The organism is Escherichia sp. E10V5, from assembly GCF_004212315.1.
Lineage (GTDB): Bacteria > Pseudomonadota > Gammaproteobacteria > Enterobacterales > Enterobacteriaceae > Escherichia.
In genome coordinates, this window is the sequence record NZ_RHJM01000009.1 from 1 (window position 1) to 23,088 (window position 23,088).

General features: G+C 49.2%; 22 protein-coding genes, 1 other RNA gene and 1 pseudogene. 7 read left to right on the forward strand and 17 right to left on the reverse strand.

Annotated features, from left to right (window positions below; all coding sequences use genetic code 11):
• The 7 genes and pseudogenes from D9738_RS06895 to fumD all read right to left on the reverse strand — a co-directional run.
• A pseudogene (locus D9738_RS06895) lies at window positions 1-265 on the reverse strand (hypothetical protein); the annotation flags it as partial.
• Window positions 266-268: 3 nt separating this feature from the next.
• Window positions 269-1,054: a thiosulfate reductase cytochrome B subunit gene (gene phsC, locus D9738_RS06900; protein ID WP_130259825.1), complete on the reverse strand. Its 786-nt coding sequence runs from the start codon at window positions 1,052-1,054 to the stop codon at window positions 269-271.
• Window positions 1,051-1,719, reverse strand: coding sequence for a 4Fe-4S dicluster domain-containing protein (locus tag D9738_RS06905; RefSeq protein ID WP_130259826.1), 669 nt, complete (start codon window positions 1,717-1,719; stop codon window positions 1,051-1,053). The genes phsC and D9738_RS06905 overlap by 4 nt, the downstream gene beginning before the upstream one ends.
• Before the next feature lie 63 nt (window positions 1,720-1,782).
• Complete coding sequence (locus D9738_RS06910) at window positions 1,783-2,433, reverse strand: YdhW family putative oxidoreductase system protein (RefSeq protein ID WP_130259827.1); 651 nt, start codon at window positions 2,431-2,433, stop codon at window positions 1,783-1,785.
• Window positions 2,434-2,445: 12 nt separating this feature from the next.
• Complete coding sequence (locus D9738_RS06915) at window positions 2,446-4,632, reverse strand: aldehyde ferredoxin oxidoreductase (RefSeq protein WP_240730967.1); 2,187 nt, start codon at window positions 4,630-4,632, stop codon at window positions 2,446-2,448.
• The gene (locus D9738_RS06920; RefSeq protein WP_130208224.1) at window positions 4,569-5,195 is read right to left on the reverse strand and encodes a ferredoxin-like protein; all 627 of its coding nucleotides are present in this window, start codon (window positions 5,193-5,195) and stop codon (window positions 4,569-4,571) included. Before D9738_RS06920 ends, D9738_RS06915 begins: the two co-directional genes overlap by 64 nt.
• Window positions 5,196-5,654: 459 nt before the next feature.
• Window positions 5,655-5,864: a fumarate hydratase FumD gene (fumD, locus tag D9738_RS06925; RefSeq protein WP_000528337.1), complete on the reverse strand. Its 210-nt coding sequence runs from the start codon at window positions 5,862-5,864 to the stop codon at window positions 5,655-5,657.
• A 350-nt stretch (window positions 5,865-6,214) separates the two neighbouring features.
• Here fumD and D9738_RS25395 point away from each other — a divergent pair, with 350 nt between their 5' ends.
• The 3 genes from D9738_RS25395 to lpp all read left to right on the forward strand — a co-directional run bounded on the left by D9738_RS25395 (window position 6,215) and on the right by lpp (window position 8,376).
• Entirely contained in the window at window positions 6,215-6,409 is a 195-nt protein-coding gene (locus tag D9738_RS25395) for a hypothetical protein (RefSeq protein ID WP_242664678.1), read from the forward strand.
• A 7-nt stretch (window positions 6,410-6,416) separates the two neighbouring features.
• Window positions 6,417-7,829: a pyruvate kinase PykF gene (gene pykF / locus D9738_RS06930; RefSeq protein WP_064530058.1), complete on the forward strand. Its 1,413-nt coding sequence runs from the start codon at window positions 6,417-6,419 to the stop codon at window positions 7,827-7,829.
• A 310-nt stretch (window positions 7,830-8,139) separates the two neighbouring features.
• Window positions 8,140-8,376 carry a murein lipoprotein Lpp gene (lpp, locus tag D9738_RS06935; RefSeq protein WP_000648420.1) on the forward strand — a complete coding sequence of 79 codons (237 nt, stop codon included), beginning with the start codon at window positions 8,140-8,142 and terminating at the stop codon, window positions 8,374-8,376.
• A gap of 64 nt (window positions 8,377-8,440) precedes the next feature.
• Here the strand turns inward: lpp and ldtE are convergent, their stop codons facing one another.
• From ldtE to D9738_RS06985, 10 genes are all read right to left on the reverse strand, one after another.
• Complete coding sequence (gene ldtE, locus D9738_RS06940; protein ID WP_130259828.1) at window positions 8,441-9,445, reverse strand: L,D-transpeptidase LdtE; 1,005 nt, start codon at window positions 9,443-9,445, stop codon at window positions 8,441-8,443.
• A 148-nt stretch (window positions 9,446-9,593) separates the two neighbouring features.
• Entirely contained in the window at window positions 9,594-10,010 is a 417-nt protein-coding gene (sufE, locus tag D9738_RS06945; RefSeq protein ID WP_130208228.1) for a cysteine desulfuration protein SufE, read from the reverse strand.
• A 12-nt stretch (window positions 10,011-10,022) separates the two neighbouring features.
• Window positions 10,023-11,243, reverse strand: a complete 1,221-nt coding sequence (gene sufS / locus D9738_RS06950; RefSeq protein ID WP_130259829.1) for a cysteine desulfurase SufS — start codon at window positions 11,241-11,243, stop codon at window positions 10,023-10,025.
• A complete protein-coding gene (sufD, locus tag D9738_RS06955) occupies window positions 11,240-12,511 on the reverse strand; it encodes a Fe-S cluster assembly protein SufD (protein ID WP_130259830.1) in 1,272 nt (423 codons plus the stop codon). The genes sufS and sufD overlap by 4 nt, the downstream gene beginning before the upstream one ends.
• Complete coding sequence (gene sufC / locus D9738_RS06960) at window positions 12,486-13,232, reverse strand: Fe-S cluster assembly ATPase SufC (protein WP_000948872.1); 747 nt, start codon at window positions 13,230-13,232, stop codon at window positions 12,486-12,488. The genes sufD and sufC overlap by 26 nt, the downstream gene beginning before the upstream one ends.
• A 9-nt stretch (window positions 13,233-13,241) precedes the next feature.
• The gene (gene sufB, locus D9738_RS06965) at window positions 13,242-14,729 is read right to left on the reverse strand and encodes a Fe-S cluster assembly protein SufB (RefSeq protein WP_044191421.1); all 1,488 of its coding nucleotides are present in this window, start codon (window positions 14,727-14,729) and stop codon (window positions 13,242-13,244) included.
• Between the two features lie 8 nt (window positions 14,730-14,737).
• On the reverse strand, window positions 14,738-15,106 hold the full coding sequence (gene sufA / locus D9738_RS06970; protein ID WP_130208234.1) for a Fe-S cluster assembly scaffold SufA: 369 nt from the start codon (window positions 15,104-15,106) through the stop codon (window positions 14,738-14,740).
• A 553-nt stretch (window positions 15,107-15,659) separates the two neighbouring features.
• A complete protein-coding gene (locus tag D9738_RS06975) occupies window positions 15,660-15,848 on the reverse strand; it encodes a YdiH family protein (protein WP_088376204.1) in 189 nt (62 codons plus the stop codon).
• A gap of 98 nt (window positions 15,849-15,946) precedes the next feature.
• On the reverse strand, window positions 15,947-16,357 hold the full coding sequence (gene menI, locus D9738_RS06980; protein WP_130208236.1) for a 1,4-dihydroxy-2-naphthoyl-CoA hydrolase: 411 nt from the start codon (window positions 16,355-16,357) through the stop codon (window positions 15,947-15,949).
• A complete protein-coding gene (locus D9738_RS06985) occupies window positions 16,354-19,410 on the reverse strand; it encodes an FAD-binding and (Fe-S)-binding domain-containing protein (protein WP_130259831.1) in 3,057 nt (1,018 codons plus the stop codon). Before D9738_RS06985 ends, menI begins: the two co-directional genes overlap by 4 nt.
• Before the next feature lie 388 nt (window positions 19,411-19,798).
• On the opposite strand from D9738_RS06985, the gene ydiK reads away from it, so the two are divergent.
• The 4 genes from ydiK (at window position 19,799) to D9738_RS07005 (ending at window position 23,008) form a co-directional block, all read left to right on the forward strand.
• Window positions 19,799-20,911 (forward strand): AI-2E family transporter YdiK, encoded by a 1,113-nt coding sequence (gene ydiK / locus D9738_RS06990; RefSeq protein WP_000248636.1) that lies wholly within the window; start codon window positions 19,799-19,801, stop codon window positions 20,909-20,911.
• A 186-nt stretch (window positions 20,912-21,097) separates the two neighbouring features.
• Window positions 21,098-21,205, forward strand: an RNA gene (gene rprA, locus D9738_RS06995) — antisense sRNA RprA.
• A 134-nt stretch (window positions 21,206-21,339) separates the two neighbouring features.
• The gene (locus tag D9738_RS07000; RefSeq protein ID WP_130208240.1) at window positions 21,340-21,696 is read left to right on the forward strand and encodes a YdiL family protein; all 357 of its coding nucleotides are present in this window, start codon (window positions 21,340-21,342) and stop codon (window positions 21,694-21,696) included.
• A 97-nt stretch (window positions 21,697-21,793) separates the two neighbouring features.
• Window positions 21,794-23,008 carry an MFS transporter gene (locus tag D9738_RS07005; protein WP_130259832.1) on the forward strand — a complete coding sequence of 405 codons (1,215 nt, stop codon included), beginning with the start codon at window positions 21,794-21,796 and terminating at the stop codon, window positions 23,006-23,008.
• The last annotated feature ends 80 nt before the right edge of the window (window positions 23,009-23,088 follow it).

The window sequence follows — 23,088 nt, forward strand, 5'->3', positions numbered from 1 at the left end:
TCCTTAACTGATCGGCATTGATCTCTACGGGGCCTTTGGCCAGTTTTTGCATTGAGGAAACTTCCTGACGGGCGAAATTTTCGTCTGCCAGCCATTTTTTCCAGGCGTACTCAACCAGACTTTCCGCCCAGTCAGTAAATCCTTCGCCAATCAGGGCGTGGTGAATATCGGCATAAATTCCACCTTGCGGAAAACGGCGCAGAAACCAGCGGTACATAACCGCGCCTACACGCCACTCTCGCAGATCAGCTCGTGTAATGATCATTCGTTAATGCCGGTGATAGCCATCGACCATACATTTAAAAGTTTCGTGCGGAGTACGCCCCGTGGTGCAAAGATAGAGATGGCCGAAGATAAAAAAGAGGCTTATAACTGCCAGAGCAAAATGCGCCTGCAATAACCAGTATCTTACGCCAGGGAACACGTCCCCCACGGTTTGCGGGTAAAGGCATAGCAGCCCCGTCAACAATAACAGCGGCAGCAATCCATACATCACACCAACATAGGCGGCCTGCTGCAATGGATTGAATTTAGACTGTGTTGTTGCAGGAAATGGATGATCTTCCCCTTGCATAATTCCAAGCAGATAAAACCGCGTTTGTTTAGCCGCTCGCCCCAGCCAGCCCTGACGACGGATAATGTAGTGATGACCATTACCCCCAACGGCATTAATGAGAACAAAGCCAAGCCAGCATGCCAGTAGCAGGAATCCACAAACTTCATGTACGGCAACCAGACTTTTGACTGCAGCAACGCCCACCAGCGCAAAGTGATTGATTAGCCCACTTGCCAGCAACAAGACAAAGAGTAACGCATTCGACCAGTGCCATAATCTCACCGCCTTGCTGTAGAGATAAACCTTCTCGCCATGACCAGTGGAGGATTTCTTTTTACCACGAGCGCGAAGTAAGGCGTGAAGCCCCAACACTAACCACATCCCGACCAGCAGCAGCCCGGCAATGACCAACCACACAGGCCAAAATTCGGGAGAAAACTGCGGTACATAGTTTGCCAACTGGTTATGAAATTGTTCAGCATTTTGCGACGGGTTCATACATTTTCCTTTTTAATCAAATGTTGACCGAACCGGCGATACAGATGCGGTTTCCCGGCACCAGTCAGCTGATATTGATAGTATTTATTTTCCTGTAACCACGCCTGAATTTCTGGGCTATCTTCGCGACCAAAGATCAACGCATGTTCCGGACAGGCGCTAACGCAGATGGGCGGAAAACCTTTTGCCAGCCGTGACTCAGCACAGAAATCACATTTATCCGCCACTTTGGTAAGTGGATTAAGGTAACGAACCTGATACGGGCATGCGCCGATGCAGTAGCTACAGCCAATGCATTGTGATTTTTCTACCCGCACGATCCCCTGTTCATCACGCCACGATGCCCCTGTGGGGCAAACGTCGATGCAAGGAGCATCTTCACAGTGCTGGCATGACTGGCGAAAAAAGTGATACAGCGTTTCGTTATTGTTATCGGTGACCGGGATATGCGCGATAGACAAACGACTTCCCTGTGCCGGTACATGGTTAGTTTTACGGCATGCTCTGGCGCAAATATTACAGCCATTGCACCGTGATTCATCGTGAATCATGGCATATCGAACTTCCTTTCCTTGTCTGGTGTTCGCTAACAAAGAAGGTGCTGAACCGGTAAAAAAGATTACCGTTCCCATCCCCAGAACAAATTTGCGTCGAGTGAAGGACATCTTATTATCCTCTAATGCTGTGGCTGCGACTGTCCACCCTATCCATGATATCTCCCTGAAACTTCAGGGATTCTGAAACTGCTCAACCTCGAACCATTCACATAAGCCATAAGCTTTGCCATAGCTCATAAAACGCTCGCTAAACAGGTACAACACAGCCGTCGATGACGTCACCTGGCGTATATCGGCATACTCAGGAGCGATATCCATCGCGGCGAGCGCGGCTTCAATCTGCGCTTCCTGGTAGTAATATGGCGCTTGCGTCAGCATGGCGACCTTATAAGGCCGGGGATACGTCTGGCATTCAAAGCGAACGGCGTGTGCAATAGCCCGACAGATGTCCTGCTCAACAACCTGCAAAGACATAGCGGCATAGTTTTCGCTCATGGTTTGCGTTGAGTAGTAATAATCATCTTTACTGCCCGTCATACAGGCGATATCTGCGAAATCTGAACTCTGCCGTATGCTTTCCAGCAATGCAGAAAGATCCTCTTCAGCAACCGTATATGGCGGCGACAGGAACACGGCGCGTGCAACCAGTTGACCCGCCGTCGAATGCTGGCGGATAAACTCCGCCAGAATTTCAGCCGGTTCAGGCCCTGTAACCGCATCGTTCGCAGTGTCATCGGGCTGACGCATACTGTGCAACCATTGACGCTTAGTCACGTCAATATCAGGTGCTTCCAGTTGTGTCATTTCCTCCTGCTGGCTCATTACGCCGGTTCCTTATGCTGGTAGCAGGTTATGTGTCGCCAGATCGGCGGCAATATCTTCCAGCCCGAGTCGATGAAGCGTTTCTCGCGTTGGACAACCAAGCTGTGGGTCCCAGCCCATTTCCTTGTAGAAAAGCGTGAGTGACTGGTGCATATCATCGCGATCCATTTTGTCAGTACCTTCACTGAAGACCGGAATCTGCGGATCTTTATCAAATACCCAAGAGCAGATCAGGTCATGCTCATTGCGCATATCTTTTGTTTGCATCAGTTTTACCGTGTAGGCACGATGTAACGTAAAGATACGCTCAGCAGCTAAATCTAATTTTTCCTGCGTCATATCTTCGCCAGTGATTGCTTTAAAGAATTTGGCTTCTAGCGCAAGGTCGCCACGATAATTGCGGCTTTTCAGTGGCGAAACGGTCATTGGCCAGACCCAGTTGCACAGGGTGACGGCGTTATGCAAACAAACCCGCAACAGCGACCATTTGGCATATTTAATTTTTGCGTCATTGATCGGCGTGTAGTTTTTGGTTTCATCGTAAGCATCTTCAGAGCCAAAAAGCTCTTTTGCCACTTCACGCTGCAGTTTCAACGGCAAACCGGAGCCGATAAAGTTGATGTGCGTATGCGTCATACAGTCACGGTTGAACATGCAGTTAACGATAGAGCCGACCTGTGCCGATGCTTCATTGGCATGGTGAACCGGATAACCAAACGGCGACCAGAGTTTATTTTTTGCGTAGCCCCAGTACTCTTCACCCAAATTCCAGCGTTCAGCAATGGCATACGAGCCATCAGCCAGGTGACTCAACTCACCCACGCGGTGCGCCAGACGATAGTAAAAATCTTTAATGAAATTAACGTCACCAGCTTCCAGTTGATCCCAGCGAATTTCCGCATACTCTTCAGCAGGCAGAACGCGCTTAAACACGCCTTTGCTGTAACAATAGGTAAAGTCGCGATGCAACTGCCCGTAGTTACACCACAGCCCGTAGTCATCGAACAGATTCAGACCGACCAGATTACCAATTACCCGGCCATCATCTTTATCTTCAAAATCTTTCGGCCCGTTCGGGAAGATAGTGGTATGGACAAAGTTAGCGACACAGGTGTTACCACCTGTACTGGGTACACCAAACTCTTTAACCCGAGGAATGTTCATCTGGGTCATACAACGAATTGGACATGAGTGGCAGCCACTCATTTTGACGGTGTATTTCTCTGCTGCCGGACCTAAATCAAAGACAGATTTATAGGTGCGGAAACCGACCGTGTTTTGATTGCCAGGCGGGATTTCTCCTGTTTCAATCGGGCCGCCTTCCGCTGCGCCCCAAAACAGCCCTTTACGAGCTGTCCAGCGCGACTTGGGATCAGAGTACTCTGCCCACGATTGCGGCGTACTTGGCACGACATGATTGTTATTAGCGCCAATAAGTTCGGTCATCATATAGTCATTGAGTCGTTTCATCTCCTGGCGATCGGCAATGTTGACTCCTTTTGTCCCTTCAACCGCAATCGCTTTCAGGTTTTTGGAGCCCATTATTGCGCCAGTTCCCGCGCCGCCACTGTGGTTACGACTATTCAGCATGCCAGAGAGAGGCACAAGATTTTCACCCGCCTGACCAATAGCCGCTACACAGGTTTCAGGGCTGGTTAAACGGCAAATTTCTTCCGTGGTTGCACGCGTCCCTTTTCCCCACAAGAAATCGGCTTTCTCCAGGCTAACTTTGTCATCTTTTATATTTAGCCAGACCGGTGATTTCGCTTTACCCTCGATAATAATGACGTCGTATCCGGCGAATTTCATTTGTGCAGCAAAAAAACCGCCCATATGGGCGTCGACGACTAAATTTCCTTTGGTAAATGTGGAAAGTGATGTGATATTTACGCGAGAACTACAGGGTGCACCAGACCCTGTCAACGGCCCCGTAGCAAAAACTAATTTATTTGCTTCATCGAAAGGTTTGGTGCCTGGAGGTACTTCGTCATACATAATTTTGTAGCCAAAGCCCATACCGCCGACAAAATCTTTAAACTTACTGGAATCTTCGAGGGTAATATTTCCTGTCGTAAGATTGACTCTTAATATATTACCAGTCCAACCGTTAGCCATGATTTTTTCCTTTGCAAGATTCACACAGTAATATCTTTCCACTCGATAATTTTTAACGCCCCTGTCGGGCAGGCGTTTGCGCATTCACCGCACAACACACATTTCGAGGATTTTTTAGTTTCAGTATTTACGGTGGCCATCATCCACGGACACGCAGTGGTACAGGCGCTACAACCAATGCAACGTTTATGATCGACGGTTATACATCCCTCTTCCTGCTGCCAGGTAATCGCGCCAATCGGGCAGACCTTCAGGCATTGAGGATCTTTACACTGGCGGCAGGTGTCGGCGGTATAATTCAGATCGCCGTATAAGCCGCCACCGGAACCTACGCCCTTGTCGCCAAAGAAATAATTACGATGGATTTTGATGCGGGAAAAAAAAGTACCAACGGCGCCATCGTTATAGTTGGTACAGGAGATTTCACAGCGGTGGCAGCCGGTGCAACGCGCACGCTGGGTAACTAACACTCCTTTGGGCGTGTTTATTAGCCCCACCGTGCCGCTATCGACATCTTCCTGTTTACAGCCCAAAAGTGACAATAACGCAGGGGCTATTGTTAAACCAGCAAGACCTTTTCCTGATATACGCAAGAACTCTAATCGCGTTAAGCCAATATCTAATAGTGGACGTTCAACCGGGTTCATTTATTTCGCATCCTCTTCGCAAACACAGTGCTGACAATTCAGCAGCCTGATATTAAGCATTCAACTAATACGCTGCTGACTATGCCTCCAACACCAGATATTTTTGTCCTAACCCGATAGCGTATGAGACATGATTTAACGCAAGCAAACTAATCCTTTATGGTTAGGAGAAAAAATAATGTGATTATTCCTAGCCCTTAACATTGATCGTTATCAATTAAAAATGGAAAGCAGAAGATTAAAAGCGGAGTGATATTTGTTATCATTTGAAATGAATTTCATTTACTCTGCAATAATTTGTGATATACATTCCAGAATATAGAAATAGTTAATTCGCTATAAAATTAAATACATATCGCAATTAATATAGTTGGCTTACATCAATTTATAAAAATAAACTTACATGTGACAATATAATAAAACAGAGGGGATAAGGCGTTACGCGCTATCCCCGAACAATTATTTCACCAGTGCATTAATGACTGTTTCCATCGCCTGCTTTTCTAATTCGCTGCGTTGGATACGTTTATTTGCTAATGCTGTACGCAGCACACCAGCGATGACGATGTGTTTTGGCTCCTGGCCCAGGTCACGCATCTCCAACACCACTTTCCCTACCACTCTGCACATTTCGCGGTACAGTTCATCATCTTTTGTCCGGTTGCCCATTATTCACACCCATTTATCATGCCAGTTATCAGCATATATCAATCTCATTACTTAAACAAAAAACAAATAAAATCAAACAAATAACTCGATAAATTATTATATTTGCATCTGTTGTGTAACGCGGGTATGCACTCTGTTTTTACTCCAGTCATCCTCCACATTCCAGCCATCGCCTTCCCGTTGCGCAAGCAGCGATGATTTTGCGTAATCTGCTATCGAGGACGTTAAATCTTTGATAACAGTTTATTGTGTATATGCATGAATGTTTTTGAAACGGTGTTTTTGTTTTCCTTTTTGATTAAATTCAGCGTATAATCCGCGCCAATTGACTCTTGAATGGTTTCAGCACTTTGGACTGTAGAACTCAACGACTCAAAAACAGGCACTCACGTTGGGCTGAGACACAAGCACACATTCCTCTGCACGCTTTTTCGATGTCACCTATCCTTAGAGCGAGGCACCATCACTTTCGTAATACCGGATTCGCTTTCCGGCAGTGCGCCCAGAAAGCAAGTTTCTCCTATCCTTCTCAACTTAAAGACTAAGACTGTCATGAAAAAGACCAAAATTGTTTGCACCATCGGCCCAAAAACCGAATCTGAAGAGATGTTAGCTAAAATGCTGGACGCGGGCATGAACGTCATGCGTCTGAACTTCTCTCATGGTGACTATGCAGAACACGGTCAGCGCATTCAGAACCTGCGCAACGTGATGAGCAAAACCGGTAAAACTGCCGCTATCCTGCTCGATACCAAAGGTCCGGAAATCCGCACCATGAAACTGGAAGGCGGTAACGACGTTTCTCTGAAAGCAGGCCAGACCTTTACTTTCACCACTGACAAATCTGTTATCGGCAACAGCGAAATGGTTGCGGTAACTTATGAAGGTTTCACCACCGACCTGTCCGTCGGCAACACCGTACTGGTTGACGATGGTCTGATCGGTATGGAAGTTACCGCTATCGAAGGTAACAAAGTTATCTGTAAAGTACTGAACAACGGTGACCTGGGCGAGAACAAAGGTGTGAACCTGCCAGGCGTTTCCATCGCCCTGCCGGCACTGGCAGAAAAAGACAAACAGGACCTGATCTTCGGTTGCGAACAAGGTGTAGACTTTGTTGCTGCTTCCTTTATCCGTAAACGTTCTGACGTTGTCGAAATCCGTGAGCACCTGAAAGCGCACGGCGGCGAAAACATCCAAATCATCTCCAAAATCGAAAACCAGGAAGGCCTCAATAACTTCGACGAAATCCTCGAGGCATCTGATGGCATCATGGTTGCACGTGGCGACCTGGGTGTAGAAATTCCGGTTGAAGAAGTTATCTTCGCCCAGAAGATGATGATCGAAAAATGTATCCGTGCACGTAAAGTCGTTATCACTGCGACCCAGATGCTGGATTCTATGATCAAAAACCCACGTCCGACTCGCGCAGAAGCTGGTGACGTAGCCAACGCCATCCTCGACGGCACCGACGCAGTAATGCTGTCTGGTGAATCCGCAAAAGGTAAATATCCGCTGGAAGCTGTTTCTATCATGGCGACCATCTGTGAACGTACCGACCGCGTGATGAACAGCCGTCTCGAGTTCAACAACGACAACCGTAAACTGCGTATCACCGAAGCGGTTTGCCGTGGCGCAGTTGAAACTGCTGAAAAACTGGATGCTCCGCTGATCGTCGTAGCGACCCAGGGCGGTAAATCTGCTCGTGCAGTACGTAAATACTTCCCGGATGCAACCATTCTGGCGCTGACCACCAACGAAAAAACAGCTCATCAGCTGGTACTGAGCAAAGGCGTTGTACCGCAGCTGGTTAAAGAAATTACCTCTACTGATGATTTCTATCGTCTGGGTAAAGAACTGGCGCTGCAGAGCGGTCTGGCGCACAAAGGCGACGTCGTAGTCATGGTTTCTGGCGCGCTGGTACCGAGCGGCACGACTAACACCGCATCTGTTCACGTCCTGTAATATTGCTTTTGTGAATTAATTTGTATATCGAAGCGCCCTGATGGGCGCTTTTTTTATTTAATCGATAACCAGAAGCAATAAAAAATCAAATCGGATTTCACTATATAATCTCACTTTATCTAAGATGAATCCGATGGAACCATCCTGTTTTCTCTCATTTTTTTTATCTAAAACCAAGCGTTCGATGTTTCTTTGAGCGAACGATCAAAAATAAGTGCCTTCCCATCAAAAAAATATTCTCAACATAAAAAACTTTGTGTAATACTTGTAACGCTACATGGAGATTAACTCAATCTAGAGGGTATTAATAATGAAAGCTACTAAACTGGTACTGGGCGCGGTAATCCTGGGTTCTACTCTGCTGGCAGGTTGCTCCAGCAACGCTAAAATCGATCAGCTGTCTTCTGACGTTCAGACTCTGAACGCTAAAGTTGACCAGCTGAGCAACGACGTGAACGCAATGCGTTCCGACGTTCAGGCTGCTAAAGATGACGCAGCTCGTGCTAACCAGCGTCTGGACAACATGGCTACTAAATACCGCAAGTAATAGTACCTGTGAAGTGAAAAATGGCGCACATTGTGCGCCATTTTTTTTTGCCTGCTCATTACGCCTATTGCGTCGCTCGTAACATATTTCCTTGCTCTGGTTCACCATTCTGCGCTGACTCTACTGCAGACGCATTGCTGGCTACTGGAGTTGCTCCACGGCTTACCGCAACCGGATACCCTGCCCGACGATACAATGCTTTATCGACTAACTTCTGATCTACAGCCTTATTGTCTTTAAATTGCGTGAAGCCTGCAGGCAGTGCGTACGGCATTGTCTGAACGTTCTGCTGTTCTTCTGCCGATAGCGGTCGATGCACTTCAACATAACGCATCCCGTTCGGTTCTACAGAGTATTTTACCGGTTCGTTGATCACTCTTACCGGCGTTCCCGTTCTCACACTGGAGAACAGTGCTTTAATGTCCGGCGCGTTCATACGCATACAGCCTGAACTGACGCGCAAACCGACGCTGTCCGGCGCACTGGTGCCATGAATGAGGTATTCGCCGTTGCCGTGCGCCAGGCGCAGTGCGTAGCGTCCCAGAGGGTTATTCGGCCCGGCTGGAACAACTGGCGGTAATTTGATGCCTCGCTCCAGTGAACGCTGACGAATACCCGCCGTGGGCGTCCAGGTAGGATTGGGGATTTTCTGCCCTACCCGTGTTTCCATCACTGGTGTTTCCAGCCCCTGCAAGCCAATACCTATCGGGTAGACCTGCACGATATTTTCTCCCGGCGGATAATAATAAAGACGCAGTTCCGCAAGGTTCACAATTATCCCCTGGCGCGGTGCATCAGGTAATAACAGTTGCGAAGGAATGGTTATTGTCGTGCCTGGTTTTGGCACCGGAGCAATTGTGTTATTGGCTTCAAGGATCAACATTGCCGCAGTATCAAAACGACGGGCAATAGCCTGAAGGTTTTTATCCCCCTCTTGCACCGTATAGGTTTGATTTTGCCCAACCAGTCGGCTTCCGGTTGGTGGGAGCAGGTAATCTACCGCCCAGGCTGCCTGAATGGCGCTGAAAGCGCCGATAAGAGTCAGTGTTAGTAAAGACGCGCGTTTCATTGTAAACCTCCTGTATTTGCCGGTGGCTCACGCTGAAACGACGGATGGCGCTTATGTTTACCTGAAGCCGAAACACTCCTGTGCAGGCCAGTGTAAACATCGACCACCCGGCAAAGTGAGCCTACCGGATGAAAGCTGTTCCTTTAGTTTAGCTAAGTGCAGCGGCTTTGGCGCGAATTGCGCGAATCATCGCTTCCAGACCTTGTGAACGAGATGGGGTGAGATGTTGGGTGAGCGCCATTTTTTCAAACCACGGACGCACATCGAAATTGACAATATCCTGCGGCGTCATTTGATCGTAGAGAATAAAAACGACCGCAATAAGCCCTTTCACAATGGCCGCATCGCTGTCGCCCTGCAATTCAATAATTCCCTGCGCATTCTGACGCATCACAATCCACACCTGACTCTGACAGCCCTGAATGCTATTTTGCGGACTTCTTTCTTCATCGCCTAATTCCGGCAGACGCTGTCCCAGTTCAATAATGTAGAGATATTTCTCTTCCCAGTTGGTACAGCGTAAAAAGTTACGCAGCAATTTTTCTTTATCCGGCAATACAGCCATAGAGCCTCCCTTTTACCCCAGTAGACGATGAATACGTTGCAATCCAGTTACCAGACGATCCACTTCTTCATGGGTGTTGTACATTGCCAGCGACGCCCGACACATCGCGGGGACGTTGTAATAGGCCATTAATGGCATTGCGCAGTGATGTCCGGTACGCACAGCAATACCGTAGTTATCAAGAAAACTGCCGACGTCATAGGCGTGGTGTTTACCGAGATTAAAGGCAATAACGCCAAGTCTGTCCGGCGGACCATAGAGCGTAAGATCCGGCACCGCTGCCAACTGCGACAATGCGTAATGCATCAGATTTTGTTCATACTCGGCAATGTTGTTAAGCCCAAGCGCCGAAACATACTCCAGCGCCGCGCCAAGGCCAATAATACCGCCCGTATTGGGCGTACCGGCTTCAAACCGCCACGGCGCTTTAGTCCAGGTAGTGCCTTCACTCAGGCTGACGGTGGCGATCATTGAACCGCCGCCTTCCCACGGCGGCATCTCCTGCAACAAGGCTTCTTTGACATAAAGCACGCCAATGCCGGTGGGACCATACAGTTTATGCCCGGAGAAAACGTAGAAATCGCAATCCAATGCCTGAACATCTACCGGATGATGCATCACTGCCTGAGCGCCATCCACCAGCACTTTTGCGCCATGCTGGTGCGCAAGCGTGATCATTTCCGCCAGCGGATTTTCTGTCCCAAGCACGTTGGAGACATGAGTAATTGCCAGCAAACGAGTTTTCTCATCAAACAGCGTAGGCAGCGTATCCAGTTGCAGCGTACCGTCGGGATTGAGAGGGATCACACGCAGCTCTGCACCAACGCGTGCACAAAGCATTTGCCAGGGAACAATGTTAGCGTGGTGTTCCATTTGACTAATGATGATATTGTCGCCTGATCTCACGTTGCTGCTGCCCCAGCTATTGGCGACCAGATTGATTCCTTCCGTCGTGCCGCGGACGAACACCAGCTCTTCCGCCGAACGGGCGTTGATAAACAACGATGCCCGCTTGCGCACGTTCTCCATTTTCTCGGTCGCCTGGGCGCTTAAGGTATGAATACCGCGATGCACCGCCGCGTAGCCGTGACGATAAAACTCAGCCTCGGCGTCAATCACCTGGCTCGGTTTCTGCGCGCTGGCGGCGCTGTCGAGATAAGCCAGTGGCAGACCGTTCACTTCACGCGAAAGCACCGGAAAATCGGCCCGCACTTTGTCGACGGAAAAAGTCATCTTGCACCTCCCGGCAGTCGTTGACCGATTCTGGCCAGCACCTGCTGTTTGAGCCCATCATCACGCAGTGCTTCCGTCAGTTCGGCGGCAAAGGCGTAAATGATCATCTGCTGGGCATCCTGTTGATTGATCCCGCGCGAACGCAGATAGAACATCTGTTCGTTATCAATACGCCCCACCGTCGCACCGTGGCTGCATTTCACATCATCAGCATAGATTTCCAGCTGTGGTTTGGTATCCACTTCCGCCAGTTTACCCATCAGCAGATTATTGTTGGTCATCTGGCCGTCAGTCTTGATGGCATGCTGCGCGACGTTGATCAAACCGTTAAACACCGCGCGACCTTTGTCGCTGACGATAGTTTTGTGCAACTGGCGGCTATTACAAAAACCTTTATTGTGTTCCAGCCAGGTACGGGTATCACACACCTCGTTTTTCACCGGCATCGCCAGGCTATTGATCCGTAGCGTGCTGTTTTCGCCATTGAGTTGCGTACTGGTGTTGTGGCGTAACACGGCGCCGCCAAGCAGGAAACTGTGGCTAAATGCCGTGGCATCGTCTGCCAGCAACAAATCGTTATGGGCAAAGTGGTGACTGACCGGGTTTTCAAACGCCAGCTTGATATGCTGCAAGTGGGCGTTCGCTGCGACGTTGATGGTGAACCGCGCGCCGGTGAAATGACGAGCATCATTAAGACTGACAAAATGTTCAATCACCGTTGCTTCGGCACCTTCAGCCAGATCCAGATGATGCCGGTAATGGGCAGTGTTCACCTCTTCACCTGTCACGCCCTGGGTAATATGCATTAACAGCAATGGCTTTGCAGGCCGTTGACCGCGCTTGACGGCAATATGCGTAACGCTTTGCGCCAGACTTTCCGTCAAATGCAAAAAGACTTCTGCCTGAATGGCATCGGGCAATCCCTGACGGTCGTCGTTAATGCTCACTTCATATCCGCTGCCTTCAGTTGCATCGCTAAGCGCTGGCATGTAACGTCCATCGACAAACACCAGCCGCACGGCGTCTAACGTTAACGCTAAGGCATCGCGTTGTTGCGGAGATATCTCACCCGCAATGCTGACAAACTGGCTATTGGTCAGCCCTTCCAGCGGCGTATATTTCCAGTGCTCATGTTTACGTGTCGGCAGGCCGGTACGCAGCAATTGTTGTAAATGCTGCTGTGCTTCTGGAGAACGTTTCGCCCCTTCAGCTTCAAACAAGTGATGCCACTGTTGCAGCGCGTTACTGCTGTTCGGTAAGCCAGCCATAACCCTGCTCCTCCAGTTGTTTGACCAACGTGAAATCACCGGATTTCACAATTCGCCCCTGATACAGAACATGGACGTAATCAGGCTTGATGTAGTCAAGAATGCGTTGGTAGTGCGTAACAATGATGAATGAACGCTTGCCGTCACGCAGCGAGTTCACGCCATCGGCGACCACTTTTAATGCGTCAATATCCAGCCCGGAGTCCGACTCATCAAGAATGCATAACTCCGGTTCCAGCACCGCCATTTGCAAAATATCGTTGCGCTTTTTCTCACCACCAGAAAAACCAACGTTTACCGAACGGGTTAGTAAATCTTCCGGCATCTTCAGAAGAGCAATTTTTTCTTCCATCAAATCCTGAAAATCAAAGCGGTCGAGCGTTTCCTGGCCGCGATAGCTGCGCACCGCATTAAGTGCCGTTTGCAGGAAAAACTGGTTACTGACGCCGGGAATTTCCACCGGATACTGGAAGGCCATAAAAATGCCTTCGCCTGCACGATCTTCCGGCGACAGCGCAAGTAAATCTTTGCCTTTAAACTCAACCGTGCCGCCCGTCACTTCATAATCTTCGCGCCCGGCAAGCGTTGCCGATAAGGTACTTTTGCCAGAACCGTTTGGCCCCATAATGGCGTGAACTTCGCCGGGACGAACGTCGAGGCTTAATCCACGCAGGATAGCTTTATCTTCCACGCTGACGTGTAAATCTTTAATACTTAACATGTTTATTCCTTATCCGACGCTGTGTTCAAGGCTGATGGCGAGGAGTTTTTGTGCTTCAACGGCAAATTCCAGCGGCAGTTCTGAGAACACGTCTTTACAGAAACCGTTAACAATCATCGAGATGGCGTCTTCTTCGCTGATCCCGCGTTGCAGGCAGTAAAATAGTTGATCTTCACCAATACGTGATGTCGTTGCCTCGTGCTCCAGTTGTGCGCTGTTATTGCGACATTCGACATACGGGAAGGTATGCGCCCCACAATTAGCGCCAATCAGCATTGAGTCGCACTGAGTGAAATTGCGCGCATTGGTTGCCGTCGGCATGATTTTCACTAAGCCGCGATAACTGTTCTGACTATGTCCGGCAGAGATCCCTTTCGAGATAATGGTTGATTTGGTGTTTTTACCGATGTGGATCATCTTCGTGCCGGTATCCGCTTGCTGATGACCGCTGGTCAGTGCCACTGAGTAAAACTCACCAATGGAGTTATCGCCGCGCAGAATGCAGCTGGGATATTTCCACGTAATGGCTGAACCGGTTTCTGATTGCGTCCATGACATTTTGCTGTTTTCGCCTTCGCACAAAGCACGCTTGGTGACGAAATTGAGAATACCGCCGGTGTTGTTATCGCCAGGGAACCAGTTTTGTACCGTGGAATATTTCACCTCGGCGTTCTTATGGATGATGACTTCCACCACTGCAGCGTGTAGCTGATAGCTGTCACGCACCGGAGCGGAGCAGCCTTCAATGTAGCTGACGTAGCTGTCTTCATCGGCCACCAGAATGGTGCGCTCAAACTGCCCGGTTTTTTCCGCGTTAATGCGGAAATAGGTGGAGAGTTCCATCGGGCAGCGCACGCCTTTAGGCACATAAATAAACGTACCGTCAGAGGCCACTGCCGCATTAAGCGCGGCAAAGAAGTTGTCATTCCCCGGCACCACGGTGCCGAGATATTTACGCACCAGTTCCGGGTGATCGTGAATCGCCTCGCCAAAGGAACAGAAGATAATTCCCTGCTCCGCCAGCTTTTCGCGATAAGTGGTGGCAACCGAAACAGAGTCGAAAATGGCATCCACCGCCACCTCTTTGCCTTCCCGCACGGGAACGCCCAACTGCTCAAACGCCGCCTCCACCTCTTTACTTAAAAAGGCGTTCGCGCCAGTTTGCTGCACCGCGCCGGGTTCAGACGCACAGGTATCGTCACAATTACCGCACGACGGTGCCGAATAATAGCTGTAATCCTGATAATTCAGCTTGTCGTAGTGCGCTTTCAGCCAGTGCGGTTCTTCCATCTCCAGCCATGCGTGATAGGCGTTAAGACGAAACTCCAGCATCCACTCCGGCTCATTACGCTTCGCCGAAATTGCGCGCACCACCTCTTCGTTTATCCCCTTTGCCAGCTCATCGGTGGCTAACTGGGTGAAGAATCCTTCTTTATAATTCAGCGGGCCGCCGGTCCATGTTTTGACATCGTCAGTTGCTTCAGTATTACGAGACATAGTACCGCCTATACCCCAAAGCTTTCGCCACAGCCACATTCATTCTGGGCTTTCGGGTTGTGAAATTTGAATATCTGATTGAGTCCTTCGCGAACGAAATCGACTTCCGTGCCATCAATAAACGGCATCGCTTGCAGCGGGACGAACAGCTTCGCGCCGTCGAGTTCAAACTGCAGATCATCTTTCTCTGGCTCGCTGACGCTGTCGAGCACATAGCCAAAGCCCGCGCAGCCTGTTTGTTTGACGCCTAAACGCACGCCAACCATGCCCGACTGCTTCGCGACTAACTCACGTATATGCGCCGCGGCTGCGGGTGTTAACGTTAAGCCTTGCCAGGCGAAATCCTGTGGATTAAACGTTCCTGAATGCATGTCCATCGACTTACCTCACTTCATCGCTTTCAGCGGATAACAGCATGTTAGTGATAATGATTATCAGTTCAACCCAGCAAACGCAGGGGCTTTAGCGTAAAACATGCTTTTTGCCTGTATTTAATAAGCATAGACCCTGATGAGAGGGTTAACAGGCATGCTAAGAATTAGGTATCTCATTGTTAGATAATGATTATTATCGAGTGGGTGTTAAGGCTGTGATGGAAAAGAAAAAGTTGTATCGAAAATGACTATTTAAGAGATAGGTAAAAAAGTGGCGAGTTCTGAAATAAGAAAACCCTTAAGTCTGTGCATCACAGGCTTAAGGGTTTCTACCCCATCCGGCGCTTATCTCCGGCACTCAAAGTGGCTTAGCTCTTGAAGGGGCGATAAGAATAATCTCATAAGACTGCATCGCCGTTTTAACACAAACTGCGATTTGTATTATTTTTGAGCAAAATCAGGCAGGTAACAACAGGAGGACGGTCAGAAAATAATCGCCAGACCTGGACAGATGTTAATCCAGGTCGATGGGCGTTCAGACTATGTTCAGTAGAGATTAATGCACGCCCAGACGCCAGGCGAAGTAGATTTCTTCTTTCAGCTCCGTAGAAGAGAGGGTAAGCAGGTCAGCAAATTCAAGTTCGAGTTGTTTCAGACGCTTGAGATATTGAGCGGGTGAAAGATTGCTTTGGTCACGGCGTAAAAATTCGATGGCCAGCTGGGTGGGATTAAGTTGAGTAGACATAGCATCCTCGCTTTAGACAAGACCTGCACAGTATACCACCGTTTACTGTGCAGATAATAACCAAAAGCAATATGCATCACACTTTTCTGGTGACAACGTCACAAAATGGCGGTCGTCAATCGTGATGAACAACACAAACGCCCTTTTTCATCGAATATTTCGATCTGCCAGACCTGATGCCGTGAACCGAGATGTAGCGGTTTACAAACGCCGCGTACTCGGCCTTCTCGTGCTGAGCGAACATGGTTAGCATTGACTTCCAGGCCAACCACTTTTTGCTCGCCTTCGGTACATAAATACCCGGCAACGGAGCCAATACTTTCAGCCAGCACCACGGACGCCCCGCCATGTAGCAGCCCAAAAGGCTGCTTTGTCCGCGAGTCTACCGGCATTGTTGCTTCCAGCGTTTCATCACCAATATGTTCAAAACGAATATCCAGCAGCCCCACCATGTTTCCTTCACCCATGGCATTCAGTGCTTCAAGGGTGATTTTACGTTTCCATATCATTTAATAATCTCCAGTAATGCCTGCACGGGATGGCGTACCCCTGTCCCTTCAACCCGTTTAACCTGGCTACGGCAGGAATATCCGGTCGCCAGACAGCGATTACGCGGCAGACGCTGCATTGCCTGATGCCAGGATAACTCATAGATCCCGAGCGAGTGTTTATGGTTTTTCGCCTCATGTCCGTAAGTTCCTGCCATGCCGCAGCAACCCACGCTGACATTTTCCAGTTTCGCGCCAAAACGGGCAAATATCGCGGCCCATTGTGCTGGCGCGCCCGGCAGAGCAGTGACCTCAGTACAGTGACCAAAGAAATACCATGATTCACCGCTGACTGCTGTCACTGGCTGTGACTGAAGCGCGCTTGCCAGCCATTCATTCGCCAGTAAGACGTTAAACTCGCCACGCGCCTCGCCCAGAGCCAGTTTATATTCATCGCGATAACAAAGTACCAGCGCCGGATCGACACCCACCATTGGCATCCCCAGTTTCGCCATGCGGTTAAGGAAATCCGCCGTCTTTTTCGCCGTCTTCGCAAACCGATTAAGAAAGCCTTTGATATGCTGCGCTTTACCATTCGGTGAGAATGGCAACAGCACCGGCTGGAAACCTAATTTTTCGACCAGACGAACAAAATCCGCCACCACGTGCGCATCGTAATAACTGGTGAAAGGATCCTGCACTACCAGCACCGTGCGTGCTTTCTGCTCTGAACTGAGCGCTTCAAGCTGTTCCAGCGTCATGTTTGCCGAGCGATGCCCCACCATTTGTTGTTGCAGCGACGGCACTGAAAGCAGCGGCAAATCGACCATACCGATGTGTTTTTCCGAGAGTTTTCGCACCAGCGGCTGGTTAATGAAGAAGTTAAAAGTCTTTGGCGCACGCGCCATCAGCGGTGCGTAACTTTCGACCGTTGCCACCAGATGATCGCGCAATGGGCGTAGATAACGCGTGTGATAGAGTTGCAAGAAACGAGAGCGAAACTCCGGTACGTCAATTTTGATCGGACACTGAGTCGAACACGCTTTACAGGCCAGGCAGCCCGACATAGCCTCTTTGACTTCGTGCGAGAAGTCATATTCGCCTTTATTTGCATGCCAGCTATTGCGCATACGGGCAATTAACGTGCGCAAGCTGACGCCAGACTCTGGTAGCTCTTGCTCCAGTTTTAGAGGATCAACGCCGCGATCCGCCAGCAAACGTAACCATTCACGCACCAGCGTTGCACGCCCTTTCGGTGAATGAATCCGGTTCTGAGTAATCTTCATTGACGGACACATCGGGCTGCGGGCATCAAAGTTGAAGCACAAACCGTTGCCATTACATTCCATAGCGCCGCGCCACTGCTGGCGTACCGCGATGGGGATTTGTCGGTCATACGTGCCACGCTTTACCGCGTCCACTTTCATCATTGGCGCGTCAATACCTTCTGGCGGGCAGATTTTCCCAGGGTTTAGTCGGTTATGCGGATCAAACGCCGCTTTAACCTTGCGTAGCTCTGCGAAAAGCTCTTCACCGAAAAACGCCGGACTGTATTCGGCACGAAAACCTTTACCGTGCTCGCCCCACAACAAGCCACCGTATTTTGCAGTCAGCGCCACTACGTCATCAGAGATTTGCTTCATCAACATCTCTTGTTGCGGATCGCACATATCCAGTGCCGGACGGACGTGCAAAACACCAGCGTCGACGTGGCCAAACATGCCATAACTTAAACCGTGGCTGTCGAGCAGTGCGCGAAATTCAGCAATATAATCTGCCAGATGTTCCGGCGGCACGCAGGTATCTTCGGCAAATGGAATCGGTTTGGCTGCACCTTTGGCATTGCCGAGCAGGCCGACGGCTTTTTTGCGCATTGCATAAATACGTTCAACACCTGCCAGCTCACTGCACACCTGCCAGCCGATCACCCCTGCCTGCTGGCTGGCAATCAGTTCATCTAGCCGCGCACAGAGTGAATTTACCCGCTCGTCAATCAGCGCCTCATCATCTCCGGCAAATTCAACAATGTTCAGCCCGAGCATCTCTTTGTCTGGCACATTGGTAATCAGTTCGCTGACGGAATGCCAGACAATATCTTCCCGCGCCAGATTCAGCACTTTTGAGTCCACCGTCTCTACCGAAAGCGCACGCGCCTCAACCATAAACGGCGCATTACGCAGCGCGGAGTCAAAAGAGTCATATTTGACGTTCACCAGACGGCGCACTTTAGGCAAGCGCGTAATATCCAGCCGCGCTTCGGTAATAAAGGCCAGCGTCCCTTCTGATCCGGTCAGAATGCGCGTCAGGTCGAACTCGGTCATCTCATCGTTAAAGACATGACGCAGATCGTAACCGGTAAGAAAACGGTTAAGTTTGGGAAATTTGTCGATGATTAACTGGCGTTGCTGACGGCAACGTTGATAGACAGTGTTGTAGATCCGCCCAATCGTGGTATTGGTTTTACCCAGCGTTTCAGCAAGTTCGACGGGTAAAGGTTGCGTATCGAGAATATCGCCCCCCAACAACACCGCCCGCACGCCCAACACGTGATCTGACGTTTTGCCATAGACCAGCGATCCCTGACCTGATGCATCGGTATTGATCATCCCGCCGAGCGTTGCCCGGTTGCTGGTCGAAAGTTCTGGTGCAAAAAAGTAGCCGAACGGTTTCAGGTACTGATTGAGTTGGTCTTTTATCACCCCGGCCTCAACGCGCACCCAGCCCTCTTCAGGGTTAATTTCGATGATGCGGTTCATATGGCGGGACATATCAACAATAATCCCCTGGTTGAGCGCCTGACCGTTAGTGCCGGTGCCGCCGCCGCGGGGGGTAAAGATCAGCGATGTATAGCGTTCCTGCGCGGCCAGACGAGCAATTAACGCCACATCTGCGGTTGAACGCGGAAATACCACCGCATCGGGGAGAAGTTGATAAATACTGTTGTCAGTCGACATTGTCAGACGATCGGCATAACTTGTCGCCGTATCGCCGGTAAAACCCTGTTGCTCCAGCTCTTGCAAAAAATTAAGCACCAGTTGAACGACGCCGGGTGCCTGGGAAATCTGTGGAATCATTATATTGACCCTTTCCTGCGGTCTGTGATGTAGGTCGATACACTGTTCTTTCAGGCTGCTGCAATAGCGCACTGAAAGGTGATGTTTGTTTACTCTATGGATTTCGAGTTGCAGGAAGGCGGCAAGCGAGTGAACTCCAGGAGCTTACAAAAGTAAGTGACTGGGGTGAACGAACGTAGCCGCAGCATATGCAACTTGAAATACGACGAGTAAATCGTTTGCGTGTTGCCTGAGTTGTTGTACCACATTTTTTTCTAACACGCCCATCAGAATTAAGGGCAGAATCGGCCTGTTAAAAACCGCTGAAATTGCTCATCATTATGCAGGTGAGTTTCGCGTGTTCACGTCGCGTCGACGATTTGACGCACAAAAAAGGTGAAAAGTAGTTATGGTAAATGTTCGTCAGCCCAGGGATGTCGCACAAATTCTGCTTTCGGTGCTGTTTTTAGCCATCATGATTGTGGCATGTCTGTGGATCGTTCAACCCTTTATTCTCGGCTTCGCATGGGCCGGTACGGTGGTTATCGCCACCTGGCCGGTATTGTTACGTTTGCAAAAGATCATGTTTGGCCGCCGCTCTCTCGCCGTTCTGGTAATGACGTTGCTCCTGGTGATGGTGTTTATCATCCCTATCGCCTTACTGGTTAACAGTATCGTCGACGGCAGTGGCCCGTTAATTAAGGCCATCTCCAGTGGCGATATGACATTACCGGATTTAGCGTGGCTTAATACCATTCCGGTGATTGGCGCGAAGCTGTACGCAGGCTGGCACAATTTGCTGGATATGGGCGGCACGGCAATTATGGCGAAAGTCCGTCCTTATATTGGCACCACTACCACCTGGTTCGTCGGGCAAGCCGCGCATATCGGGCGCTTTATGGTGCATTGTGCCTTGATGCTGCTCTTCAGTGCCCTGTTGTACTGGCGCGGTGAACAGGTGGCGCAAGGCATCCGCCATTTTGCGACCCGTCTGGCGGGCGTTCGCGGTGATGCTGCTGTACTGCTGGCGGCACAAGCTATCCGCGCAGTGGCCCTGGGCGTTGTGGTGACTGCATTAGTGCAGGCAGTGCTTGGCGGTATCGGTCTGGCCGTTTCTGGTGTGCCTTACGCAACGCTGCTAACGGTATTAATGATCCTCTCCTGCCTTGTTCAGCTAGGCCCGCTGCCAGTGTTGATTCCGGCGATTATCTGGCTCTACTGGACCGGCGATACCACCTGGGGAACGGTATTGTTAGTGTGGAGTGGTGTGGTTGGCACTCTGGATAACGTCATCCGCCCAATGCTAATTCGCATGGGCGCAGATTTACCGCTGATCCTGATCCTCTCCGGGGTTATTGGTGGTTTGATTGCTTTCGGTATGATCGGTCTGTTTATTGGTCCGGTACTACTGGCTGTTTCCTGGCGTCTGTTTGCCGCGTGGGTTGAAGAAGTCCCGCCGCCGACTGACCAGCCGGAGGAAATTCTCGAAGAGCTTGGCGAAATCGAGAAACCGAATAAGTAAATCACTTATCAGGCGGCTTTGCCGCCTGATTGTTAATCACTGCTAATTGATATTTCATTCCTCCAGTCCGTATTTTCCTGCTTACCGCCATTCAGCTGGTAGTTCCTGTCGCAAATCCTTTACAGTTTTTAAACTAATGAGACGAATCTGATCGACGCAAAAAGTCCGTATGCCTACTATTAGCACACGGTTATAAATCAACATATTGATTTATAAGCATAGAAATCCCCTGAGTGAAACAACGAATTGCTGTGTGTAGTCTTTGCCCATCTCCCACGATGGGCTTTTTTTTAACATTTTTTGCTTCATTACCCCGCCTCTCGTTCTTTCCAATAATGTTGCACAAGATACTGTGACTCTCTTCAAGCCGTAAGCAGGCTGATAATGTTATTTATATTTTATTCTTTTTTTCATGCAGCCATTACACGATGAACGCTTATGAACTCCAGGCACTACGCCATATTTTTGCTATGACCATTGATGAATGCGCGACCTGGATTGCCCTGACGGGCGACAGTGAAAGCTGGCAACAATGGGAGAAAGGCAAAACGGATATTCCTGACGAGATAGTTGAAAAACTTCTGGCAATGCGCCAGCAAAGAAAAAGGCATCTTCACGCCATCATAGAAAAAATAAACAACCGCATCGGCAACAACACCATGCGTTTTTTCCCCAATTTAATCGCATTTCAACATATCTACCCTGAAGGTAATTTTATTGACTGGAAGATTTACCAGTCTGTCGCAGCTGAATTATATGCGCACGATCTGGAACGCCTGTGTTGATATTTTAACGGGATACAACGGACGTCATGACAAAAATAATAAACGGATGCTGACATAACAACAGCAACTTTTTAAGCAATATTGCTAAGTAGATCTTATGAAAAATCCCTACCTCCCTACCGCGCTTGGGTTGTATCTCAATTACCTGGTGCATGGTATGGGTGTCATTTTGATGACTTTAAATATGGCCTCGCTGGAGACGCTCTGGCAGACCAATGCTGCGGGCGTCTCAATTGTCATATCATCATTAGGCATTGGTCGATTAAGTGTCTTATTTTTTGCAGGATTGCTATCCGATCGTTTTGGCCGACGTCCTTTTATCATCATGGGGATATGCTGCTATCTGATGTTCTTTTTCGGCATTCTGCATGCAAATAACATTATCATCGCGTATGTATTTGGTTTTCTCGCCGGTATGGCAAATAGTTTTCTTGATGCAGGCACCTACCCCAGCCTGATGGAAGCTTTTCCTCGCTCGCCTGGCACAGCCAATATTTTAATTAAAGCCTTTGTCTCCAGCGGACAATTTTTATTGCCGCTAATTATCAGCCTGTTAGTGTGGGCTGAACTGTGGTTCGGTTGGTCTTTTATGATTGCCGCAGCAATTATGATCGTTAACGGTCTGTTTTTATATCGCTGTACCTTTCCACCACATCCGGGACGTCGCTTACCTGAAGTAAAGAAACCCACCACCGCCGCGAAGCATCGTTGCTCAATTATCGATTTAGCCAGCTATACCTTATATGGCTATATCTCAATGGCAACCTTTTATCTGGTAAGTCAGTGGCTGGCACAATACGGACAATTTGTCGCCGGTATGTCTTACACAATGTCGATCAAATTACTCAGTATCTATACCGTAGGGTCGCTACTTTGTGTATTTATTACCGCGCCACTCATTAGCAAAGCGGTTCGTTCAACAACATTGTTGATGCTGTACACTTTTATCTCATTTATCGCCCTGCTCACCGTCTGCCTGCATCCCACATTTTATGTGGTGATAATATTTGCTTTTGTCATCGGTTTTACCTCCGCAGGTGGTGTTGTACAAATTGGCCTGACGTTAATGGCGGAACGTTTTCCCCATGCCAAAGGAAAAGCAACGGGGATCTATTACAGTGCGGGCAGCATTGCAACATTTACCATTCCGTTGATTACGGCTCATCTTTCGCAAAGAAGTATTGCCGATATTATGTGGTTCGATACCGCCATCGCTGCTATCGGCTTTTTACTGGCGCTGTTTATTGGCGTACGCAGTCGAAAAGAAGCACAACATCCATCATTAACGGAAAATGTCGCTACTGGCGGGTAATGCAATATTCTTATAAGGTCATGCAAGATATTACGGATAAATTATTCTTCCTGCGCTAATTAAGGAAAATCGCGATCAAA